At 61.9% G+C, this 19,549-nt stretch carries 12 protein-coding genes; 1 reads left to right on the top strand and 11 read right to left on the bottom strand.

Annotation, left to right across the window (positions count from 1 at the left end):
- The first annotated feature begins 76 nt into the window (after window positions 1-76).
- Window positions 77-1,402, top strand: a complete 1,326-nt coding sequence (gene argA / locus L085_RS09015; RefSeq protein WP_031300600.1) for an amino-acid N-acetyltransferase — start codon at window positions 77-79, stop codon at window positions 1,400-1,402.
- Window positions 1,403-1,439: 37 nt separating this feature from the next.
- On the opposite strand, the gene recD is transcribed toward argA, so the two are convergent.
- From recD to ptsP, 11 genes are all read right to left on the bottom strand, one after another.
- Window positions 1,440-3,290 (bottom strand): exodeoxyribonuclease V subunit alpha, encoded by a 1,851-nt coding sequence (recD, locus tag L085_RS09010; RefSeq protein ID WP_044030599.1) that lies wholly within the window; start codon window positions 3,288-3,290, stop codon window positions 1,440-1,442.
- Entirely contained in the window at window positions 3,287-6,838 is a 3,552-nt protein-coding gene (gene recB / locus L085_RS09005; protein WP_044030598.1) for an exodeoxyribonuclease V subunit beta, read from the bottom strand. The genes recD and recB overlap by 4 nt, the downstream gene beginning before the upstream one ends.
- Complete coding sequence (gene ptrA, locus L085_RS09000) at window positions 6,835-9,723, bottom strand: pitrilysin (RefSeq protein ID WP_015378913.1); 2,889 nt, start codon at window positions 9,721-9,723, stop codon at window positions 6,835-6,837. The genes recB and ptrA overlap by 4 nt, the downstream gene beginning before the upstream one ends.
- A 232-nt stretch (window positions 9,724-9,955) precedes the next feature.
- Window positions 9,956-13,327, bottom strand: coding sequence for an exodeoxyribonuclease V subunit gamma (gene recC, locus L085_RS08995; protein WP_044030597.1), 3,372 nt, complete (start codon window positions 13,325-13,327; stop codon window positions 9,956-9,958).
- A 32-nt stretch (window positions 13,328-13,359) separates the two neighbouring features.
- Complete coding sequence (locus tag L085_RS08990) at window positions 13,360-13,716, bottom strand: prepilin-type N-terminal cleavage/methylation domain-containing protein (RefSeq protein WP_015378915.1); 357 nt, start codon at window positions 13,714-13,716, stop codon at window positions 13,360-13,362.
- The gene (locus tag L085_RS08985) at window positions 13,706-14,152 is read right to left on the bottom strand and encodes a YgdB family protein (RefSeq protein WP_015378916.1); all 447 of its coding nucleotides are present in this window, start codon (window positions 14,150-14,152) and stop codon (window positions 13,706-13,708) included. Before L085_RS08985 ends, L085_RS08990 begins: the two co-directional genes overlap by 11 nt.
- Entirely contained in the window at window positions 14,149-14,727 is a 579-nt protein-coding gene (locus tag L085_RS08980; protein ID WP_015378917.1) for a prepilin peptidase-dependent protein, read from the bottom strand. The genes L085_RS08985 and L085_RS08980 overlap by 4 nt, the downstream gene beginning before the upstream one ends.
- Window positions 14,721-15,224: a prepilin peptidase-dependent protein gene (locus tag L085_RS08975; RefSeq protein ID WP_015378918.1), complete on the bottom strand. Its 504-nt coding sequence runs from the start codon at window positions 15,222-15,224 to the stop codon at window positions 14,721-14,723. The genes L085_RS08980 and L085_RS08975 overlap by 7 nt, the downstream gene beginning before the upstream one ends.
- Before the next feature lie 174 nt (window positions 15,225-15,398).
- Entirely contained in the window at window positions 15,399-16,193 is a 795-nt protein-coding gene (gene thyA / locus L085_RS08970) for a thymidylate synthase (RefSeq protein WP_044030596.1), read from the bottom strand.
- 7 nt (window positions 16,194-16,200) lie between these two features.
- The gene (lgt, locus tag L085_RS08965) at window positions 16,201-17,073 is read right to left on the bottom strand and encodes a prolipoprotein diacylglyceryl transferase (RefSeq protein WP_015378920.1); all 873 of its coding nucleotides are present in this window, start codon (window positions 17,071-17,073) and stop codon (window positions 16,201-16,203) included.
- Window positions 17,074-17,295: 222 nt separating this feature from the next.
- Window positions 17,296-19,542, bottom strand: coding sequence for a phosphoenolpyruvate--protein phosphotransferase (ptsP, locus tag L085_RS08960; protein WP_044030595.1), 2,247 nt, complete (start codon window positions 19,540-19,542; stop codon window positions 17,296-17,298).
- Window positions 19,543-19,549: the final 7 nt, after the last annotated feature.

Raw genomic sequence — 19,549 nt, 5'->3', positions numbered from 1 at the left:
ATTTCCCACTTGCCATCGGCGCAATAAAAGAATAAAAATACAAAAATATCGTATAAATATGCAAAGAGGTTTGGCCGTGAAGGAACGTAGTACAGAGCTGGTGCAAGGATTCCGTCACTCAGTCCCCTATATCAACGCCCACCGCGGCAAGACGTTCGTCATCATGCTCGGCGGGGAAGCCATCGAACACGAGAATTTCTCCAACATCGTCAACGATATCGGGTTGCTGCATAGCCTGGGCATTCGCCTGGTGGTGGTTTACGGCGCGCGGCCGCAGATCGACGCCAATCTGGCTCAGCATAACTATGAGCCGATCTACCACAAACACACCCGCGTGACCGACGCCCATACGCTCGAACTGGTCAAGCAGGCTGCCGGCCTGCTGCAGCTCGACATCACCGCTCGGCTGTCGATGAGCCTCAACAACACGCCACTGCAGGGCGCGCATATCAACGTGGTCAGCGGCAACTTCATCATCGCGCAGCCGCTGGGCGTTGATGACGGCATCGACTACTGCCACAGCGGCCGCATTCGCCGCATCGATGAAGACGCAATCCACCGTCAGCTCGACAGCAACGCCATCGTGCTGATCGGCCCGGTCGCGGTTTCGGTCACCGGCGAGAGCTTCAACCTGACTTCGGAGGAAGTCGCGACTCAGCTGGCGATCAAACTGAAAGCGGAAAAAATGATCGGTTTCTGCTCCTCGCAGGGCGTGACCGACGCGGAAGGCAACATCCTTTCCGAGCTGTTCCCCAACGACGCGCAAAAGCGCCTTGAAGAGCTGGAGGAAGGCGGCGATTACCATTCCGGCACCGTGCGCTTCCTGCGCGGCGCGGTGAAAGGCTGCCGCAGCGGCGTGCGCCGCAGCCACCTGATCAGCTATCAGGAGGACGGCGCGCTGGTGCAAGAACTGTTCTCACGCGACGGCATCGGCACCCAAATCGTGATGGAGAGCGCCGAACAGGTGCGCCGGGCGACGATCAACGACATCGGCGGTATTCTGGAGCTCATTCGGCCGCTCGAACAGCAAGGTATTCTGGTGCGCCGTTCGCGTGAACAGCTGGAGATGGAGATCGACAAATTCACCATTATCGAACGCGACAACCTGACCATCGCCTGTGCGGCGCTGTACCCGTTCCCGGAGGAAAAAATCGGTGAGATGGCCTGCGTGGCGGTGCATCCCGATTACCGCAGCTCTTCGCGCGGCGAGATGCTGCTGCAGCGGGTGGAAAATCAGGCGCGGCAGATGGGATTGAAGAAGCTGTTCGTGCTGACCACCCGCAGCATCCACTGGTTCCAGGAGCGTGGCTTCACCCCGGCAGAAGTCGACGTGCTGCCGATGCAAAAGCAGGCGCTGTACAACTATCAGCGCCGTTCCAAAATCCTGCTGGCCGATCTGTAATCTCCGCGGCGCGGCCCTTGCCGCGCCCCTTCAACGCTTATTCCGTTGCCTGCAGCCGTTCAGCCAATCCGCTGCGGCGCTGGGTCGGCATACGAATGGCACGCAGCAGCACCGCCTCCGTGGCATACAGCGAGAGCTGCTTACGCGCGCGAGTGATCGCGGTATAGACCAATTCACGCGTCAGCACCGGCAGGAAGTGATTCGGCAACACCAGCACCGTATGGTCAAACTCCGATCCCTGAGATTTGTGCACCGTCATGGCATAGGCGGTTTCATGCGCCGGCAAACGGCTCGGCTGCACCGACTTGATGCTTCCATCAGGCAGTTGGAAATGCACGCGCAGCTCGCCGCGCTCATCCGGCAGCGTAATGCCGATATCCCCATTGAATAACCCCAGCGCGCTGTCGTTGCGGCCGATCATCACCGGCCGCCCCCGATACCAGCGGCCGAGCACGCCCGGTTTGCGGTCGATCAGACCGGCGCGCTGCAGCCCGAGTTCAATACGTTCATTCAGGCCGGCAACGCCGAACGGCCCTTCACGCAGCGCGCACAGCACCTGGAAGCGGCTAAAGGCGGCCAGCACCGCCGCCGCATCCGCGCCTTCGGCAGTCAGCCGCAGATAGTCGCGATAGCCCGCCACGCAGGCATCCAGCAGCGCCTGATACTCTTCGCTCGTCGCCAGCGCATAGCCCACGACATCGCCGAAACTGCCGCTTAAGGCTGCCAGCGCGCGCTCCCCGGCACCGGCGTTAACCGCCAACGCCAGTTGGCCGATGCCGGAGCGGGCATCGAAGCGATAGCTCTTGCGCAGCAGGCATAGGCTGTCACGCACCGCCGCTTCCGCGTCGGCCTGCCGCCCTGCGAGCGAACAGCCGGTCAGGCGGCTTAGCTCTGCAGCACGCGCATCGCTGTATCCCTGCTCGGCAAAACGGCAAATGTCCCCCAGCACCGCGCCGGCCTCCACCGAGGCCAGCTGATCGCGATCGCCGAGGAAAATCACCCGCGCCCGATCGGGCAGCGCGGCAATCAGGCGCGCCATCATCGGTAGATCGACCATCGAGGCCTCATCCACCACCAGTACATCCAAATGCAGCCGGTTGCCGCGGTGATAGCGCATGCGTTGACTGTTCGGCTGCGCCCCCAACAGGCGGTGTAACGTCGCCGCCTCGGTCGGGAACAGCGCCTGCTGCGCCGGGGTCAACGCCAGCTGACGGCTGGCGCTGCCAAGCGACTCCGTCAGACGCGCCGCCGCCTTGCCGGTTGGCGCTGCCAGCTGAATGCGCAAGCGCGCGCTTTCATCCAACTGCACCAGCGCCGCCAACAGCTTGGCGACGGTGGTGGTTTTACCGGTGCCCGGCCCGCCGGAAATGACCGCAATGCGCCGCGTGGCGGCTACCGCGGCGGCGATCTTCTGCCAATCGGGTTCGTCGCTCGCCGAACCGAACAAGCGGTCGAGAATAGTGCGCAGTTCAGCCTCCGGCACCGCCAGCGACTCGCCTTCGCCGCCGATAAACGCCGCCACTTCACCTTCGTTTTGCCACATGCGCTGCAGATACAAGCGCGGCCCGCGCAGCACCAGCGGCGTAGCGCTACTGCCGTCCCCGACCGCCGCGCTGGCCGCCAGGCGCTGCTGCCAACGCTCGCTATCCGGTCGCCCGGCCGCCTCCCACAGCGCCAGCGCCAGCGCCGGTTGGCGCCCTTCAAACAGCGTATCCGCCTGCAGCTGCTCCAGCATCAGACAGACGTGACCGGCCCCCGCCTCTGCGCTCAGGCAGGCGGCGGCCAGCAAAATATCGGGCTCGTCTTCGTTCGCCACCACGCGGGCGAACTGCACGTCCAGCGGGCGCAACACGCCAAGCGCCACCGCCTGCTCCAGCAGTGCGATCATGATCCATCCTCCGTCGCAGCAGCCTCGCCGCTGAACAAGCGATCCATCCCCGCCACCAGCTCAAACTCGGGAAGACAGGTGAAAATGCCGTTGCCCGGGTGCGCCGCATCCACGCCGCGCAGGAACAGATAAATCACCCCGCCGAAATGGCGCCGGTAATCGTAATCCGGCAGCCGATGACGCAGATAACGGTGCAGCGCCAGCGTATACAGCTGATATTGCAGATCGTAACGATGCTCCGCCATCGCCTGCTCCATCGCCGGCCGGGTATAGGCGCTGCTGTCTTCCCCTAACCAGTTGGACTTGTAGTCCAGCAGGTAGTATTTGCCCTGCCAACAGAACACCAGGTCGATAAAGCCTTTCAGCATGCCCTGCACCTGATGGAAATCCAGCGCCGGGCAGCGAGCGGAAAGCGGATCGTAACGCTTCACCAGAGCATCGAGCTCCTTCGCCTGCAACAGCCGGTTAATCGGTAAATAGAACTGCAGCTCTGCCTGCTTATGCTGCGGCGTCAGCGCCGCCAGCGTCACGCCGCTGTCGGCGAGCGGCGTGTTGAGCAATACCTGCATCCACGCCAGCAAAATCGGCTGCCAGTGTTCGGCAAACCCTTGCTGCTGCAGCTGTTCCAGCAGCCACTGTTCGTCGAGCGGCTGGGTGAAGTCCAGCGTTTCAAACAGGCTGTGCAGGAAAGTGCCGGGCGTTGCGCCGCGTGGGAAGGTATGCGGTGTAAGCGCTGGCTCACTTTCTTCCCCGCGCTCACCGGCTGCGTCGACATCCAGACGCGGCAGCAGATCCTGCATCAGGCTCGCGCCGTGCTGTTGCAAACCGGTATAGCTGGTCACCCGCCAAAAATCCTGGATCCGTCGGGTAAAGCTTTTCGCCGCCAACGCTTCGGCCAGCGACGCCTGGGGTTGCCAGGGTTCTGCATCCGGCGGTTCAACCAGCGACAGCGCAATGCCGCCACCCGCCAATTGCTGCAGCCGCTCCTGCAGATACACGGCGTCGCCGGGCTGCCCGCCCTGCACCAGATAGCCCAATGCGCTGCGGTGCAGATCGGTATCGCCCTGCTTCTTGCGCGTGCCCTGGAACAACGGCGCGATGCCGATGCTGCAGTGGTACACCGAGCGGGTCAGCGCCACGTACAGCAGACGCAGGTCTTCCGCTAACCGCTCCTCCTCCGCCCAGGCCTGGCTCTCTTCATTGGCGTCGAGGTCCAGCAACGCCTGGAAACTGTGGCGATCGTGATACAGCGCCTGCTGCTGCTGGCGGAAGTTGCCGACGAACGGCAGCCACACCAGATCGAACTCCAGCCCCTTGGACTTGTGGATCGTGATCACCTGCACCAGATGCCGGTCGCTCTCCAGCCGCAGCTGCTGATTGTCGGACTGGCGATTAGGCTGGGCGATCTGCTGCGCCAGCCAGCGCACCAGCGCATGCTCGCTGTCGAGCTGCGCCGCCGCTTCTTGCAACAGCTCCCCCAGATGCAGCACGTCGGTCAAGCGACGCTCGCCGCCGGCGCTGGCCAGCAGGTTCTCCGCCAGTTGGCGCGCTTTCATCACCTCGCTCAGCATCGGCAACACGCCGCGGCGCAGCCAGAGCGTGCGGTAATTGTCGAATTCATTAACCAGCGCGTCCCAGGCGCGCTCATCGCGGCTCAGGCCGTCCAGCGTCGGCGCGTCCAGCCCCATCAGCCCGGTGGCCATGGCGCTGCGCAGCGTACGCTCCTGCTCCGGCGCCAACACCGCCTGCAGCAACCACAGCAGGTCTTTGGCCTCCGGGGTGTCAAACACGCTGTCGCGGTTGGACAGGTAGACCGACGGAATAGACAGCGCGCTCAGCGCATCGCGCACCAACGCCGCCTCATTGCGGCTGCGCACCAGCACCGTGATATCAGAGGCTTGTACCGGCCGTGACGCCTTGCCGCTCTGCAGCCGCGCCAGCCCCTGCTGCCCGGCGCTGAGCCAGTCGCGAATTTGCGTGGCGCACAGGCGCGCCATCAGCTGTTGGTAATCACTTACACCCACGCCTTCTCCCTGCTGCAGCCAGAACTGCATCGCCGGCTGCGGCGTGCCGTGCAATTCAAACGCCAGCCCTTGGTTCTTTTCCGCCGCGTTAACCTCAATAAAGGGGATTTGGCCGAACAGGAAAGGTTTTTCTACCTGAGAAAACAGGTGATTGACGCTGGCGACCATCGACGGCGACGAGCGCCAGTTGGTCTCCAGCGTATAGTGGGCGCTCACCTCTGAACGCGCACGCATGTAGGTGAAGATGTCGGCGCCGCGAAAGGCGTAAATCGCCTGCTTGGGATCGCCGATCAGCAGCAGGCCGCAATCGGGCCGGCCGACGTAAAGTTTTTGGAAAATACGGTATTGCTGCGGATCGGTATCCTGGAATTCATCGATCATCGCCACCGGATAGCGCTGGCGGATCGCCTGCGCCAGCTGTTCGCCGCCGCCGCTTTGCAGGGCGCCGTCCAGTCGACTGAGCAGGTCGTCAAACCCCAGCTCGGCGCGCTGGCGCTTTTCCTGCTGAATGGAAGTGCGGATCTCGCTGAGTGCGCGCGCCATGATCAGGTCGCGCAACGTCAAGGGTTCATCGAACAGTTCGTCTATCGCCGTGAACAGCGCATGCCGCGGCGGCTCGCCCTTCTTGGTCTTCTCCAGCAGCACCGACTGGCGAAATTTATCCAGTTCCTTCGGCAGCTGGTAGTCCTGAGTCTCCTGCCCGCTCCATTCGCCGACCTTGTTCAGCCAGTTCGGCAGGTGTTTACTGCTGTAGCTGCGCTTATCGACGCCGGACTGGGCGATCAACGCCTCAAGATCGCCCGCCGCCGCCCGCCATTGCGCCTTGATGGCGTCGATGCGCGCGACGATCTGCTCGTGGCGCATCAGGACGGTTTCTTCGTCCTTCGGCGGCCGCCGCAGCGCCGGCGCTTCACCGTGCAGATAGCCGGAGAGATCGGCCAGCAACGCTTCCGGGCCGCTCCACTCCTGGCTGACCGCACGCGCCACGCCCAGCGGCAACGGATAGCAGTGGCGACGCCAAAAGTCGGCACAGGCCTGCCGCCGCAGCGGCAGCTCGTCCTGCACCAGCGTTTGTTCAAACAACATGCCGGACTCGAAGGCGTTGTGCGTCAGCATCCGTTGGCAAAAGCCGTGAATGGTGTAGATCGCCGCTTCGTCCATTTGCCGCTCCGCCGCCAGCAGCTGTGAGGCGGCGTCGCTCAAATCGTCAATTTCTTCCATCAGCGCCGAAAACAACGGGTTGACGCTGACACCGCGCACGCAGGCGATGCGCAGCCCGTGGATATTGTCGCGGATGCGCCCGCGCAGCTCCTCGGTGGCGGCCTCGGTAAAGGTCACCACCAGGATTTCTTCGACCGTCAGCGGGCGGGGAAACGCCGCGTCACCGCCCAACCCCAGCAGCAAGCGCAGGTACAGCGCGCCGATGGTAAAAGTTTTGCCGGTGCCCGCCGACGCCTCGATCAGGCGTTCGCCAAACAGCGGCAACGTCAGCGGTTCTAGCCTCTGCGGGGCGACTTCCGTCATGGCGTCGCCACTTTGCGCGGCAGGATCTGCTGCAATGCCGACGCGTTCGGATAGGTGACCCAATCCTTAGGCGCCGCGTAATCCGCCTTGTCTTGCCCGCTGCCGCTAACCTGCGACAGCACCGCCAGCCCCTGTGGCTGGATCACCGCCTGGTGGAAATAATCCGCCAGTTTGGCCGGCGTCAGCTGTTGCACCTGCGCGATCAGTTTCTGACGAGTATCGAAGGCGAAGTTGCCGCGATCGAAATCGTTGGCGAACCGGCTGGCCTCTTCGCTCAGAGTTTGCGGCCGCTGTTTCAGCTCATTGATGAGCGCCTGTTTGTACTGTTCAAAGTCCGCCTCGCTCATGTCGCGCAGGCGTTTCTCGGTTTTCGGGTAGAAATCCTGATAGCGCTGGTACAGGTAGGCCGGCTGTTTGCTGTTGCTCTGCAACAGGAAGCCCACGCCCCACTGGCGCCCCACCGACATCGGGAAAGCGAAGACCGCGTACCCCAATTGCTCCTGCGTGCGCAGCTGGCTGTAAAACCACGGCTGAATAATCTGCCCCAGCAGCGAACTGTAGGCCATGCCGGTCACTTCGTCGTAGCCGGTCGGCACATAAACCGCCGCCAGCGCCGAGTCAGTGCTGCTGCCCACCTGTTGCAGGTTGGCCAGATGATCCTTGTCCACCACCACGTCTTCGCCGTGCCACCATTCGCTCCCGGTACAGCCCAGACGATGTTTCAGCGTCGACGCCAACGTGTCGACCTGCTGCTTGCTCATGTTGCCCACCACCAGCAGCTCCGGCGTGGCCTCGGCCAGCAGGCTGTCGCGATAGGCCAGCACGTCTTTCAGCGTTAACGTCTTCAGCACTTCGCGGCGCTCGCTGCGTTCGGAATACGGCACGCGGGAAACCATCTGCACCGGCTGAATGGCCAGCTCAAACGCCTTGCCCTTCTCGGCGGCGTCCAACTGCTCCAGGTACCAGGACTTGGCCTGCGCCAGCTGATCTTCCGTCGGCGTGAAGCTGGAATAGCCCTCGATCAGCGCCGTCAACAACTGCGGCAGGCGCTGGGTAAAGCCGTTGGCGTTAAACATCAGGCCGTTGTTCGGCGACGTCGAGAAACTCAACCCGCCGACCGACGCCTGATAGCTCAGCTGATCCAGCGCCAGGCCGGCCAGATAATCCGTCAGCGAGAACAGCACCTGATTGCGCGCGGAATCCATGGTTTTGGCGTTGCGGAAAGCGACGGTGACGTCGGCCTTCGGCTCGTCGGCGAAGTAACGACTCGGCATGTACAACACACGCAGGCCGGGTTTATCTACCACCATTTCCGGTTTTTTGAACTCGTGCGATGGCTTGGTCAGGGTAAAGTCATCCGGGATGTACGGGTTGAGCGCCGGCAGCGACAGGGAAATGCCGCTCTCCAACTGCTGCCACTGCGTAAAGCGCTGCGGCGTGATTTTGTCGACCTGGTAAGGCGCGTTGACGAAATAGGCCGTCTTGTTGTGCGGTTCATCCGGGCTGACGAACCAGATGCGCGCGTTTTGCGGCGTCATGGCGTCCAGGCGTTCGGCGATCGCCTTTGGATCATAACGGTCGGCCAGATAAGGCGCGTCCAGCGCATGCTCAACCGGCACGCGCAGCATGGTGTCCACCAGCCATTCGATATAGTCCATGTCGCGCGTGATCGAGGGATAACGGAAGTCCAGGTTCAGAACATGCGAGATTTCATCGAAGTAGCTCTGCTTGATGCCCTCGCTGCGCAGCATTTTCAGGTAGTTGAAAATGGCGGCGACGACCTCATCGCGCTGGGCCAGGCCTTTGTCAGTGAGTGAAACGCTGATGGCGAAGACGCCGCCGTTGCGATCCACCATCGGATCGGCGCCGGCATTGATGGCGTCCGCCAACCCTTGCTTCTGCAGCCAGTCAGACAGGGTGTTTTTGCTGCGGTTGCCGATCAGGTAGCTGATGTAGGTATCGGTTTTGCTGCGAAACGCGGCGCTGTTGTTATCGATGCGGAATTCGACCTTCAGCTGCTTGCGCGGCTGCGCCGGCACATAGTGAATGATGATGCCCTGCTGTTCCGGCGTGACGGCCGGCACGGTGATCGGCGGCACGCTGGCGTCATGATTCGGCACGCGGCCAAAGGTTTTCGCCGCAATGCCAGCCAACTGCGGCAGCGACTGATTACCGTACAAAACGCCCATCATCAGATTGGCGGAATAGTAACGCTTATAGAAGCCGGTCAGTTCATCGTGCAACTTGCTGTCCGGCTTGTCTTTCAACGTATCGAGATTGCCGCCGGAGAAGCGCGCGCTCGGGTGCGCCGGGTTCAGGGTTTCCGCGCCGACCTGCGCCATGCGCATGCCGTCGCGCGAACGCGCCATCGTTAACTCGGCGTTCACCGCGTTACGCTCGCGATCGGCATTGCCCGGATCCAGCAGCGGCTCGGCAATGGCGTCGGCCATGCGGTCGACCGCCGGCTCCAGCGCGTCATTTTCCACTTCCAGATAGAAAGCGGTGCGATAAGAGGCCGTGCTGGCGTTGTGGCTGCCGCCGTGCTTTTTCAGGAATTCGGACAGGTTTTCCGGCTCTGGATAGCGTTTGGAGCCCATCAGCACCATATGTTCCAGATAGTGCGCCAATCCCAGTTGGCTGTTCGGATCTTCGAGCGATCCAACCGGCAATGCCAGCGCCGCCAGCGATTTCGGCGCCTGGGCATCGGACACCAGCAGCACCGTCATGCCGTTAGCCAACTTGATCGCCTCGTACTGACGCGGATCGTGCTCGCTCTTGTTGATCTTCTCCGCCAGCGGTTGCCATCCTTGTGCGGCCCAACTCAACGGCGCCCAACACATAGCCAATAATACCAGCCCGGTGATGCGGGCCAACTGTCTGCGCATATCCAAAATAAACCCCTATTCTGACATCGCCACGCCCACTCCCTGACGCTGGCGACGTACATCAAAACCACATAACCAAATCTGTACTCGCCGGATTCTTCGCCAATGTGGCGCCCCAAAACGCGGCGGGTATATGCCTGTACGTTATGTAAGACCGGGAATCACCCCAATGGTTGAATATAACCTTCGTTATTTTTACCACCTCCCGCCGCACAGCACCACCGGGGGATTGTTACCCCAGGTTATGACGCGCCACCGGCAGCAGATAACGCTCTGTTTCGGCCAGTATTTGCGCTAAGTATTCATTATCCAATTGGCGGAACACTCGCTGAACGTAGGGATCTTCCCCTTCTCCGGGAATGCGCTGATCGCCCTGCCAGGCCTGCAGCAATTTGGCGCGAGCCTTTGTTTGCGCTTCTTTCTCCCAGTCGATTTGCTGTGTTTCCGGCTGATAGCACTGACTCAGCCACGCCCAGCCGCTCTTGTTCAGCAACAACAGCGGCTGACACAGACCGCGCTGATAACCCGCCAGCAGCTCCGCCAACTGCGCCTGCGCCTCTTCAGGCGCCAGCGCGGCAAAGCGCCAGGCGGAGTTCTTGCGGCCGTAGATGCGGCTCTCGCCGGTGCCGCCGGCGCGGCAGTACACCAGGTGCTCCAGCCACAGCAATATGCCATCCACCGCCGACAACGTGGCGGGCCGCCAGCGCAACAGGCCGTCATCCTGCACCTGATGCAGCCAGCCGCTGAGACGTACGCCGGCAATATCGATATCCAATTCCAGGCTATGGCTCTCTGCGCGTTCCGCACGCACCTGCTCGGCCAGTTCGCTCATCTCTTCCTGCTGCTTTTGCCAATAGATCTCGCCGAAGGCGCCATAGGGCAAGCCGCCGGCGGCACGCACCCGCTGGAACAACCGTTCGGGATCGTCGCCGTCGATCAGGGTATTCAGCAGTTGGCTGTTGAACTGGTAGCGGCTGAGGTTATCCAGCGTGAAGGGCTCTTCGTCCGGCAGCTCAGTCTCTTCCAGGATAAAACTGACGCCCAACCGCAATTGGAAAAACGCGCGAATCGGATGGCGGTAAAACCGCAGCAGCTCATCCAATGATATTTGCTGCAGCGCTTCGGCAGGCAGCGGCTGGTTGAACGCCGGATGCGCCGCACCGCGACCATCTGCGGCGGGCAGCCACTCGGCGGCATAGCTTTGCGCCTCCGAGCCCGGCAAGAAATTCTCGGCGGCGAACGGCATGCGCGCATGCCACTTCAGCAAGTGCTCACCAACCCGCCGGGCGCTGTCGTCTGCGCTGAGTTCCTCATCTCCCGGCAGGCAATAGCTTTGCTCCAGGTACTCAAGCAGCTCAGTGACCAGCACAGAAGGGTAGCGCGGGCTGTTGTCCTGAATGGAACGGCCGATGAAGCTGATATATAGCCGCTGCTGAGCGGACAGAATCGCTTCCAGGAACAGATATCGGTCGTCATCGCGGCGGCTGCGGTCGCCGCGCTTGACCTGCTGCGCCATCAGATCAAAGCCCAGCGGCGGCAGCGTGCGCGGATACACGCCGTCGTTCATGCCCAGCAGGCACACCACCTTGAACGGAATCGAGCGCATCGGCATCAGCGTACAGAAGTTGATTTGCCCGGCGAGGAAGCGCTGGCTGATGCGCTCCTGATCGAGGCGCGCCGCCAGATCGTCGCGCAGAATGGTCAACGGCACCTCATCGGGATAGCGCGCCGCCAGGCCAAAATTAATGGCCTGCTGCCACTGCTGCTCAATCAATGCCAGCACCACTTCGGTGTCGCTGTCCGCTGCGAAGAAGGCATCCAGCAGTTGGCGGCACAGCGGCAGCCACGCCTCGAGCGGGCGCGCTTCGCTCAAGATTTGCCGCCAGTGGCTGAGCTGCGCCAGCAGGTCTGCCAGTTGCCCCGCCAGTTCGGCGACCAACCCGCTCGATTCATCGTAAGGCAAAATGCCCTGCCAATCGCCGGCGTTGCTGTCCATCGCGTAACCGAGCAGCATGCGCGTAATGCCGAATCGCCAGGTGTGCTGGCCGGTGGCGGGCAGATCCAGTTCGCGCACGTTATCATCGTCCAGGCCCCAGCGCACGCCGGATTCACCAACCCAGTGGCGCAACAGACGCAGCCCCTCTTCGCCAATGGCGAAACGGGCGGCCAGGGCAGGCACCTCCAGCAGCGCCAGCACCTGTTCAGAGGTAAAGCGACTTTGCGGCAGATCGAGCAGTGAAATGAACGCCTGCAGCGCCGGATGCGCCTGCCGCGCTTTGCGGTCGGAAATGGCAAACGGCAGGTAGCGCTCGGCGGGGGCATTGCCGAACACCGCCTGAATGTAAGGCGTGTAGCTGTCGATATCCGCCACCATCACGATGATGTCGCGCGGCGTCAACGACGGATCCTGCGCCAGCATGCTCAGCAACCGATTGTGCAAAACCTCCACTTCCCGCTGCGGGCTGTGACAGGCGTGCAGGCTGAGGGAGCGGTCGTTTTCATCAAGCGGACGTTTGCTGAAGCTGCTTTCCAGCGTTTCCGCGGTAATACCGATTACCGCATGGTCTTCCAGTTCCAGCATATCGCGCTGAACGGCGTGCAGCATGGTATCGGCCGGGATATCGACAAAGGCGTCGACCTCTTGCGCCCCTTCCATCTGCGACAGCAGGTAAAGGTGATCGCGCCCCAGCTTGCCCCAGGAGGCCAGCAGCGGGTTGCTGAGTTGCTGCTGCCCTTCGGCGTCAAACAGGCGCGCCGCGTCATCCGGCTCGCGGAACAGCCCTTGCTCGCGCGCCTGATGATAGTGACGACGCTTGCGGCTCTGCAAGCGGGCCAGAAAGGCGTAATCCTGAATATCACCCCAATAGTAGCGACAGGGGTTGGTGAACATCAGGTGGATGTCGATATGCCGTCCCAGCGCCTGCAGCGCTTCCAGATAGATCGGCGGCAATGCCGAGATGCCGCAGATAAACACCCGCGGCGGCAAACCGGGCGGGCATGTTTTTGCCTGCTCCAGCGCGTGGATAAAGCGGCTGTACAGATTGGCGCGGTGCCATTCCGGCTGCCCCAGTTCGCGCGTGTACTCCACCAGCCGCGCCCAGAGCGGCGCCTGCCATTGCTGAGCCTCCGCCAGACCGTCGATGCGCTCGCCGCGCTGCCAGCTCTCCAGCCACTGCGGGCGATAAACCAAATATTGGTCGAACAGGTCGGCGACCCGGCCGGCCAACTGGTGGATTTTGCGCTTGTCGCCGTCATCGGTCAGATAGTGCTGCAGTGGCGCAAACGCCGGCTGAGTCAACATCTCCGGCAGCAGCCACATCAGCTTCCAGGTCATGGCGTCCTTGCTGAAGGCGCTCTCTTTCGGAATATCCGGCAACACCCGGGTGAACATGTCCCAAATGAAGGTCGCCGGCAGCGGAAACGCGACATTGGCGGCGATGCCGAACTGCTCCGCCAGCTGCATCTGCAGCCATTGCGCCATACCGGGGCTTTGCACCAGCACCACCTCCTGTTGAAAAGGATCGGTCAACGGATCTCTGGCTATCAGCGCGCTGGTCAGCGTTTTCAACAAATCCAGCTGATTGGAATGATAAACCGTGAACATGAAGACTCCTTTAAAACAAGATACGTACCGGCTCAAAAACGGGTGCAATACCAGCGGCTCAGCGTCGCCCACTGCCGTTGCGGAGTTTGTACTCTGACCGTCAATCGGCGGCAATCCGCATCCGCGCCGTCGAACGCCGTCTCGCGTCGCCAGCCTTCCGGCAGCGGTTCGGCATCGAGCCGACCGGTGACTGCGAACGCCTCCAACTGCTGATGCGCCATCACCCAGGCTTGCCGGTAATGCCACTGGCGCTGGAACGACTGCAACAGCACCTGATGATACTGTAACAAGCCCAGCAGCGACACCGAGAACAACAATGCCGCCACCAACACTTCCGGCAGGCTGAAGCCGTTGCGGGATAACCGCCCTGCGCGAGCGTTAACCCTCACAGTCGGCCGGCCTTTTCTCGGGGCAAAAATCCAGCCGGCCGCCCGGCTGCGCTTGCACCCTGCCGACCGATTCCGCACCGTCAAACGCGCCCCATTGATACAGCCAAAGCGGCTCACCGCCGCGCATCTCCCCAAGGCCGCGTACCGTCACGACGCCCGCTCTGGCAGACAGCCGGGCGCAGGCCGTCAGTTCCGCGCGCTGCCTGCATAACCAGGCCGCCGCACTCAGCTCGGCGCGTGGCCAACGCTGGAGCATGCCCCAACTCAGCGCCGATGCGGCCTGATTGTAAGCCTGGAGGTAGCGCTGCTGATCGGCGGCCAGTAACAGCGCGTTATCCAATTGCCGGTGCTGGGCATTGAGCAACATCAACCCCAACGCCAACAGCAACATTACCGCCGCCAAAGTGCTGCCGCCTCGCTGGCTCCGCCGGTTCATGGCAACGCCGCCATTTCGACGCTCCCGCTCAGGCTGCGCCTGATACGCGCATCGCCGACAGAGCGCCCCGCCAGAGTCAAACGGGCCAGCGCACCGCCATACTCCCCGCGCTCTATCGCCACATGAAACCGCTCAATGCGCACTTCGTCACGATCGAGCAGCCGCTCCCAGCCGCCGCCGTCGCATTGGCTTACGCCGCGCTGCCCTTCCAAGCCGCCATTGCGCAGCCGATAGCCGAAATAACCTGCATCCTCGCCCGAGGTGAGCCATTGCCCACTGCGGGTGATATCGTAAGCGACGATAACGCAGCTGCCCGCCGCTTCTCCCACCGCCTGGCCGATCAGCAGCGGGCGGCCGGCGCACTGCCCGGCACAGAAACCGGCGCGGCGCAGGTCTTTCTCGATGCCGAACGCCAGTTGCCGCAGCGTTGACTCCAGCCGAAAATGCTGGCCGACGGCCACGTTTTGCTGGCGCAACAGCGGGTAGGTTTTCGCGGCGCCGAGCGCGATCACGCTGCCGAACACCAGCGCCAACATCACCTCCGGCAAGGTAAAACCGCGTTCTACAGTCAGCATGGCGCGATCCCCCTTATCCGGAGCCCTTCGCTGCACAAACGCAGCCGCCCTCGGGCGGACAGCACTAGCCGCAGGCCGCCTGCCTCGTTGCTGAGCAGGATGTGCCCCGCCTGCGCGGTATTGCGCAAGCCGTAAAACCCGATCTCTTTGTCGGTGTAGCCGCTCAAAACGACGTCGCGGTAAGACGGTGAGAAAACGGAACCCTCGGCGGAAGCGCAATCCGGCGGCGGCACACCGCCGCCCAGGCACCAGGGCGTGCCGTTCTTGAACCACAGCAGCGTCGTGCGGTTGCGCCAGTTGGCGTCCGCCTGCAGTCGCAGTAAAAACGCCAGCAGCTGCTGGGCAGTATGTTCCAGGCGCAACGTTTGCTGATGGTGGCGCCATTGACCGACGCCCCAGCCGGTGAGCATGCCGGCGATCAGGAGCGCCGCCAACAGCTCAATCAGCGTCATGCCACGCTGGCGGTGATCGATGTTCGAGAGCGTATTTTCATTCATGCGGCCAGTTTAAGGGCCGTAACAAGGCGGTAAAGCCGCATGCGCAAGCCTTGCGGCAAGCTGCGCAATGTTTTCCCTGTAGCGACAAATGGCGACAATAAAATGCGGCGCGGCGCGCAATGCGGATAAAAAAAGGGGCGCAATCGCTGCGCCCCTGGTGTGATGCGGTTAAGGTCAGATCGCGACCGGCGCCTTGATGGCCGGGTGCGGATCGTAACCTTCGATCTCGAAGTCTTCGAAACGGTAATCGAACAGCGAAGCCGGCTTGCGTTTGATCACCAGCTTCGGCAACGGACGGGGTTCACGCGTCAGCTGCAGCTTCGTCTGTTCCATATGATTGCTGTACAGATGGGTATCGCCACCGGTCCAGACGAAGTCGCCGACGTCCAAATCGCACTGCTGCGCCATCATATGCACCAACAGCGCGTAGCTGGCGATGTTGAACGGCAGACCGAGGAACACATCGCAGGAACGCTGGTACAGCTGGCAAAAGAGCTTACCGTCCGCCACGTAGAACTGGAAGAACGCGTGGCACGGTGCCAACGCCATCTGATCCAGCTCGCCGACGTTCCAGGCGGAAACGATGATGCGACGCGAATCCGGATCTTGCTTCAGCTGTTGAAGCACGTTGCTCAGCTGATCGATCTGACGACCGTCCGCCGCGCCCCAGGCGCGCCACTGTTTGCCGTACACCGGGCCGAGATCGCCGTTTTCATCGGCCCACTCGTCCCAAATGGTGACCTTGTTGTCACGCAGATAGGCGATGTTGGTATCGCCGTTCAGGAACCACAACAGCTCATGAATGATCGAACGCAGATGACATTTCTTGGTGGTCACCAACGGGAAACCTTCCTGCAAGTTGAAACGCATCTGGTGGCCGAAAATCGACAATGTGCCAGTGCCGGTACGGTCGGCTTTAGGGGTGCCCTCGGCGAGCACCTTGTTCATCAAATCCAGATACTGTTTCATTTGTCCCTCACGACAGTTGTTGCTGCGGGCGACGACGGTACGCCCAAATCATCATAATAACACCGGCCACCACCATCGGGATGGACAGGATCTGCCCCATGCTGATCACGCCGTCGAACAGGCCAAGCTGGGCATCCGGCTGGCGGAACGCTTCAACGATGATGCGGAATGCGCCATAACCGATCAGGAACAGGCCCGATACGGCACCCATCGGCCGCGGCTTGCGGATGAACAGGTTCAGAATGATAAACAGCACCACGCCTTCAAGCAGCAGTTCATACAGCTGGGACGGGTGACGCGGCAGCACGCCGTACTGATTCAGCAGCGGCAGCAGAGAAGGGTCGGCGGCGGCGAGCGCCACGTCTTCGCTGCGCGAACTTGGGAACAACATCGCCCAAGGGGTGTCGGTGGTCACACGGCCCCATAGCTCGCCGTTGATAAAGTTGCCGAGGCGGCCGGCGCCCAGGCCGAATGGGATCAATGGCGCGATAAAATCGGAAACCTGGAAGAAGGTGCGCTTGGTGCGGCGAGCGAACCAGAACATCACCAGAATCACCCCCATCAAACCGCCGTGGAATGACATGCCGCCATCCCAGACCTTGAACAGATAAAGCGGGTTATCCAGGAACAGCGGCAGGTTGTAGAACAGCACATAGCCTACGCGGCCGCCGACGAATACGCCCAGGAAGCCGGCGTAGAGCAGGTTTTCCACTTCGTCTTTGGTCCAGCCGCTGCCCGGCTTGTTGGCGCGACGCACCGCCAGCCACATGGCAAAAACGAAGCCGACCAGGTACATCAGGCCGTACCAATGCAGAGAAACCGGACCAATGGAGAAAATGACCGGATCAAATTTAGGAAACGCCAGATAGCTATTGCTCATCTATCACCACAACATGTCTGTTATTTTTCCCCATGCGGGGGCGGCAGGTGCCAAGCGGCGACGGAGATTATCCCGCGCCTTGCAAGCGGCAGCATTGGCCGCTGCGATCTGCAAGACGACGAACATGCGCCGCGCTGAGGTTGCGCATCATAACATAGGCTTAGCGCGGTCCGGGCCGGCAGCGCGGGAAAAGTTCTGTAAAAAAATCACATCGCGCGGCGATTATCTGCCGCCGCGAATCAACCCACCCATGCCGCGTCGTTCCATAAACGCCGCCACCAAATGGCGCACTTCCGTGGTCATTTGGGTGTTCAACACCCGGTGCGCCAACACTTCCGCGTCGGCAAGGTCGATATGCCGCAGCAGGTATTTGATGCGTGCCACGCTGCGGCCGTTCATGCTCAGATTGCGATAGCCCATGCCCACCAGCAACAGCGCGCCCATGGGATCGCCGGCCAACTCACCGCACAGGCTAAGCTGCAGCCCGACTGCTTTCCCCTGCTCGGCGATCAGCTTCAGCACCTGCAGCATCGCGGGATGCAAACTGTCATACAGCGAGGCTACCCGCGTGTTGTTGCGATCCACCGCCAGCAGGTACTGGGTCAAGTCGTTGGTGCCGACCGAGATGAAGTCGACGCGCCCGGCCAAATGCGGGATCAGGAAAATCATCGACGGCACTTCCAGCATCACGCCGATTTTCGGTTTCGGGATCGCGTAGCCAAGCACCTCTTCCACCTCGCGCCCGGCGCGGTCAATCAAGCGCTTGGCCTCATCGACCTCTTCCAGGCTGGTGACCATCGGCAGCAAAATGCCCAGGTTGCCGGTGCCGGCATTGGCGCGCAGCATGGCGCGCACCTGTATCAAAAAAATCTCCGGCTGATCCAGAGTGATGCGGATGCCGCGCCACCCCAGGCAAGGGTTTTCTTCACTGATCGGCATATAGGGCAGTTGCTTGTCGGCGCCGATATCCAGGGTGCGCAGCGTAACCGGCTTGCTCGGATAGAGCTGCAGCATGCCTTGATACTGCGCGACCTGTTCTTCTTCGGACGGGAAACCGCTTTGCAACATGAACGGGATTTCGGTGCGGTACAACCCCACGCCATCCACTCGGCCGCCCAACAGCTGTTCATGTTCCGGGCTGAGGCCGGCGTTCAGCATCACCTGAACGCGTTCGCCGCTTTTCAACTGCGCCGGCTGCTCGACGTCGTCTTCCGCCAGCTTGCTCAACTCCAGCTCTTCGCTGATCAGCCGTTGATATTCCTGCACCAACACCGGCTCAGGATCGACCAGCAGTTCACCGCGATAACCGTCGACGATCAGCAACCGCTGGCTGAGCAGAGAAGGCTGGATGTCGGCGCCCATCACCGTCGGCACGCCCATCGCACGCACCAAAATCGCCGCATGCGAGTTGGCGGCGCCGTCGCGCACCACCACGCCGACCAAGCGATCCTGCGGCACTTCGGCCAGCAATGTCGCGGTCAGCTCATCCGCCACCAGCACAAAACGCGCCGGCCACTGGGTGGCGCCCTGGGTGGTGTCGTCGAGGTGGAACAGCAGGCGTTGGCCCAGCGCGCGCAGGTCGCTGCCGCGCTCGCGCATATAGGTGTCCTGCAGTTTGGCGAACTGTTCGGCAAAGGCTTCTATCACCTGCTTCACCGCCCACTCCGCCACCGAACCGTTGTCGATTTCGGCGAACAGTTCGCGCTTGAGGCGAGCGTCGTTTAACAGGTGAGAATAAAGATCGAAGATCGCCGCGCTCTCTTTTTGCGAGCTGGCGGCAAAACGCTTGCTGAAACGGCGAAACTCCGCGCCGGCCTCTTCCAGCGCCAGCGTCAGGCGCTCGCGCTCGCTGGCGGTGTCCAGCGTCGACGCGCGGTAAACCTGATCGAGCGAAGGCTGGCTGCTGTCCTGCCACCCTTCCGCCACCGCCACGCCGGGCGAGGCCGCCAGCGCGCGCACGCGCGTTTGGCGATACTGACCGAAAATGGCGTTGAGCTGCGACTGTGACAGGATCCCGGCCATCTGCGTGGCCAGGGTGACCATGAAAGACTCTTCGCTTTCATCGAACTGGCGCAGCTCGCGCTGCTGCACCACCAACACCCCCAGCAGTTGGCGCCGATGAATGATCGGCACCCCGAGGAAGGATCGGAAACGATCCTCTTTCACCTGCGGAACGTATTTAAAACTGGGGTGGCTTTGGGCATCGGCCAGGTTGATAGGCTCGGCTCGGCGGCCGACCAACCCGACGACGCCCTCGTCAAACGCCAATGCGATAGTGCGCCCACGCGGCTTTTTCAGCCCGCGCGTGGCCATCAGGTAGTAACAGCGGCGATCGTTGTCCGCCAGGTAGATGGAACACACTTCGGTGTCCATCGCCAGACAGGTTTCATTGACCAGCAGATCCAGCGCATCCGTCAGACTGGCCGCCGCGGCCACCTTCTCTACAATTTCTCGCAAGCGCGTGAGCATAGTCGGC

The organism is Serratia sp. FS14 (genome assembly GCF_000695995.1).
GTDB lineage: Bacteria > Pseudomonadota > Gammaproteobacteria > Enterobacterales > Enterobacteriaceae > Serratia > Serratia nematodiphila.
This window is presented reverse-complemented; position numbering and strand designations above follow the sequence as displayed.

What these genes read in the sequence shown, in the direction of transcription:
- lgt (WP_015378920.1), bottom strand. Translation starts at nt 17,073, where the DNA reads ATGAGCAATAGCTATCTGGCGTTTCCTAAATTTGATCCGGTCATTTTC.
- recD (WP_044030599.1), bottom strand. Translation starts at nt 3,290, where the DNA reads ATGATCGCACTGCTGGAGCAGGCGGTGGCGCTTGGCGTGTTGCGCCCG.
- recB (WP_044030598.1), bottom strand. Translation starts at nt 6,838, where the DNA reads ATGACGGAAGTCGCCCCGCAGAGGCTAGAACCGCTGACGTTGCCGCTG.
- L085_RS08980 (WP_015378917.1), bottom strand. Translation starts at nt 14,727, where the DNA reads ATGCTGACTGTAGAACGCGGTTTTACCTTGCCGGAGGTGATGTTGGCG.
- L085_RS08985 (WP_015378916.1), bottom strand. Translation starts at nt 14,152, where the DNA reads ATGAACCGGCGGAGCCAGCGAGGCGGCAGCACTTTGGCGGCGGTAATG.
- ptrA (WP_015378913.1), bottom strand. Translation starts at nt 9,723, where the DNA reads ATGCGCAGACAGTTGGCCCGCATCACCGGGCTGGTATTATTGGCTATG.
- L085_RS08975 (WP_015378918.1), bottom strand. Translation starts at nt 15,224, where the DNA reads ATGAATGAAAATACGCTCTCGAACATCGATCACCGCCAGCGTGGCATG.
- recC (WP_044030597.1), bottom strand. Translation starts at nt 13,327, where the DNA reads ATGTTCACGGTTTATCATTCCAATCAGCTGGATTTGTTGAAAACGCTG.
- thyA (WP_044030596.1), bottom strand. Translation starts at nt 16,193, where the DNA reads ATGAAACAGTATCTGGATTTGATGAACAAGGTGCTCGCCGAGGGCACC.
- ptsP (WP_044030595.1), bottom strand. Translation starts at nt 19,542, where the DNA reads ATGCTCACGCGCTTGCGAGAAATTGTAGAGAAGGTGGCCGCGGCGGCC.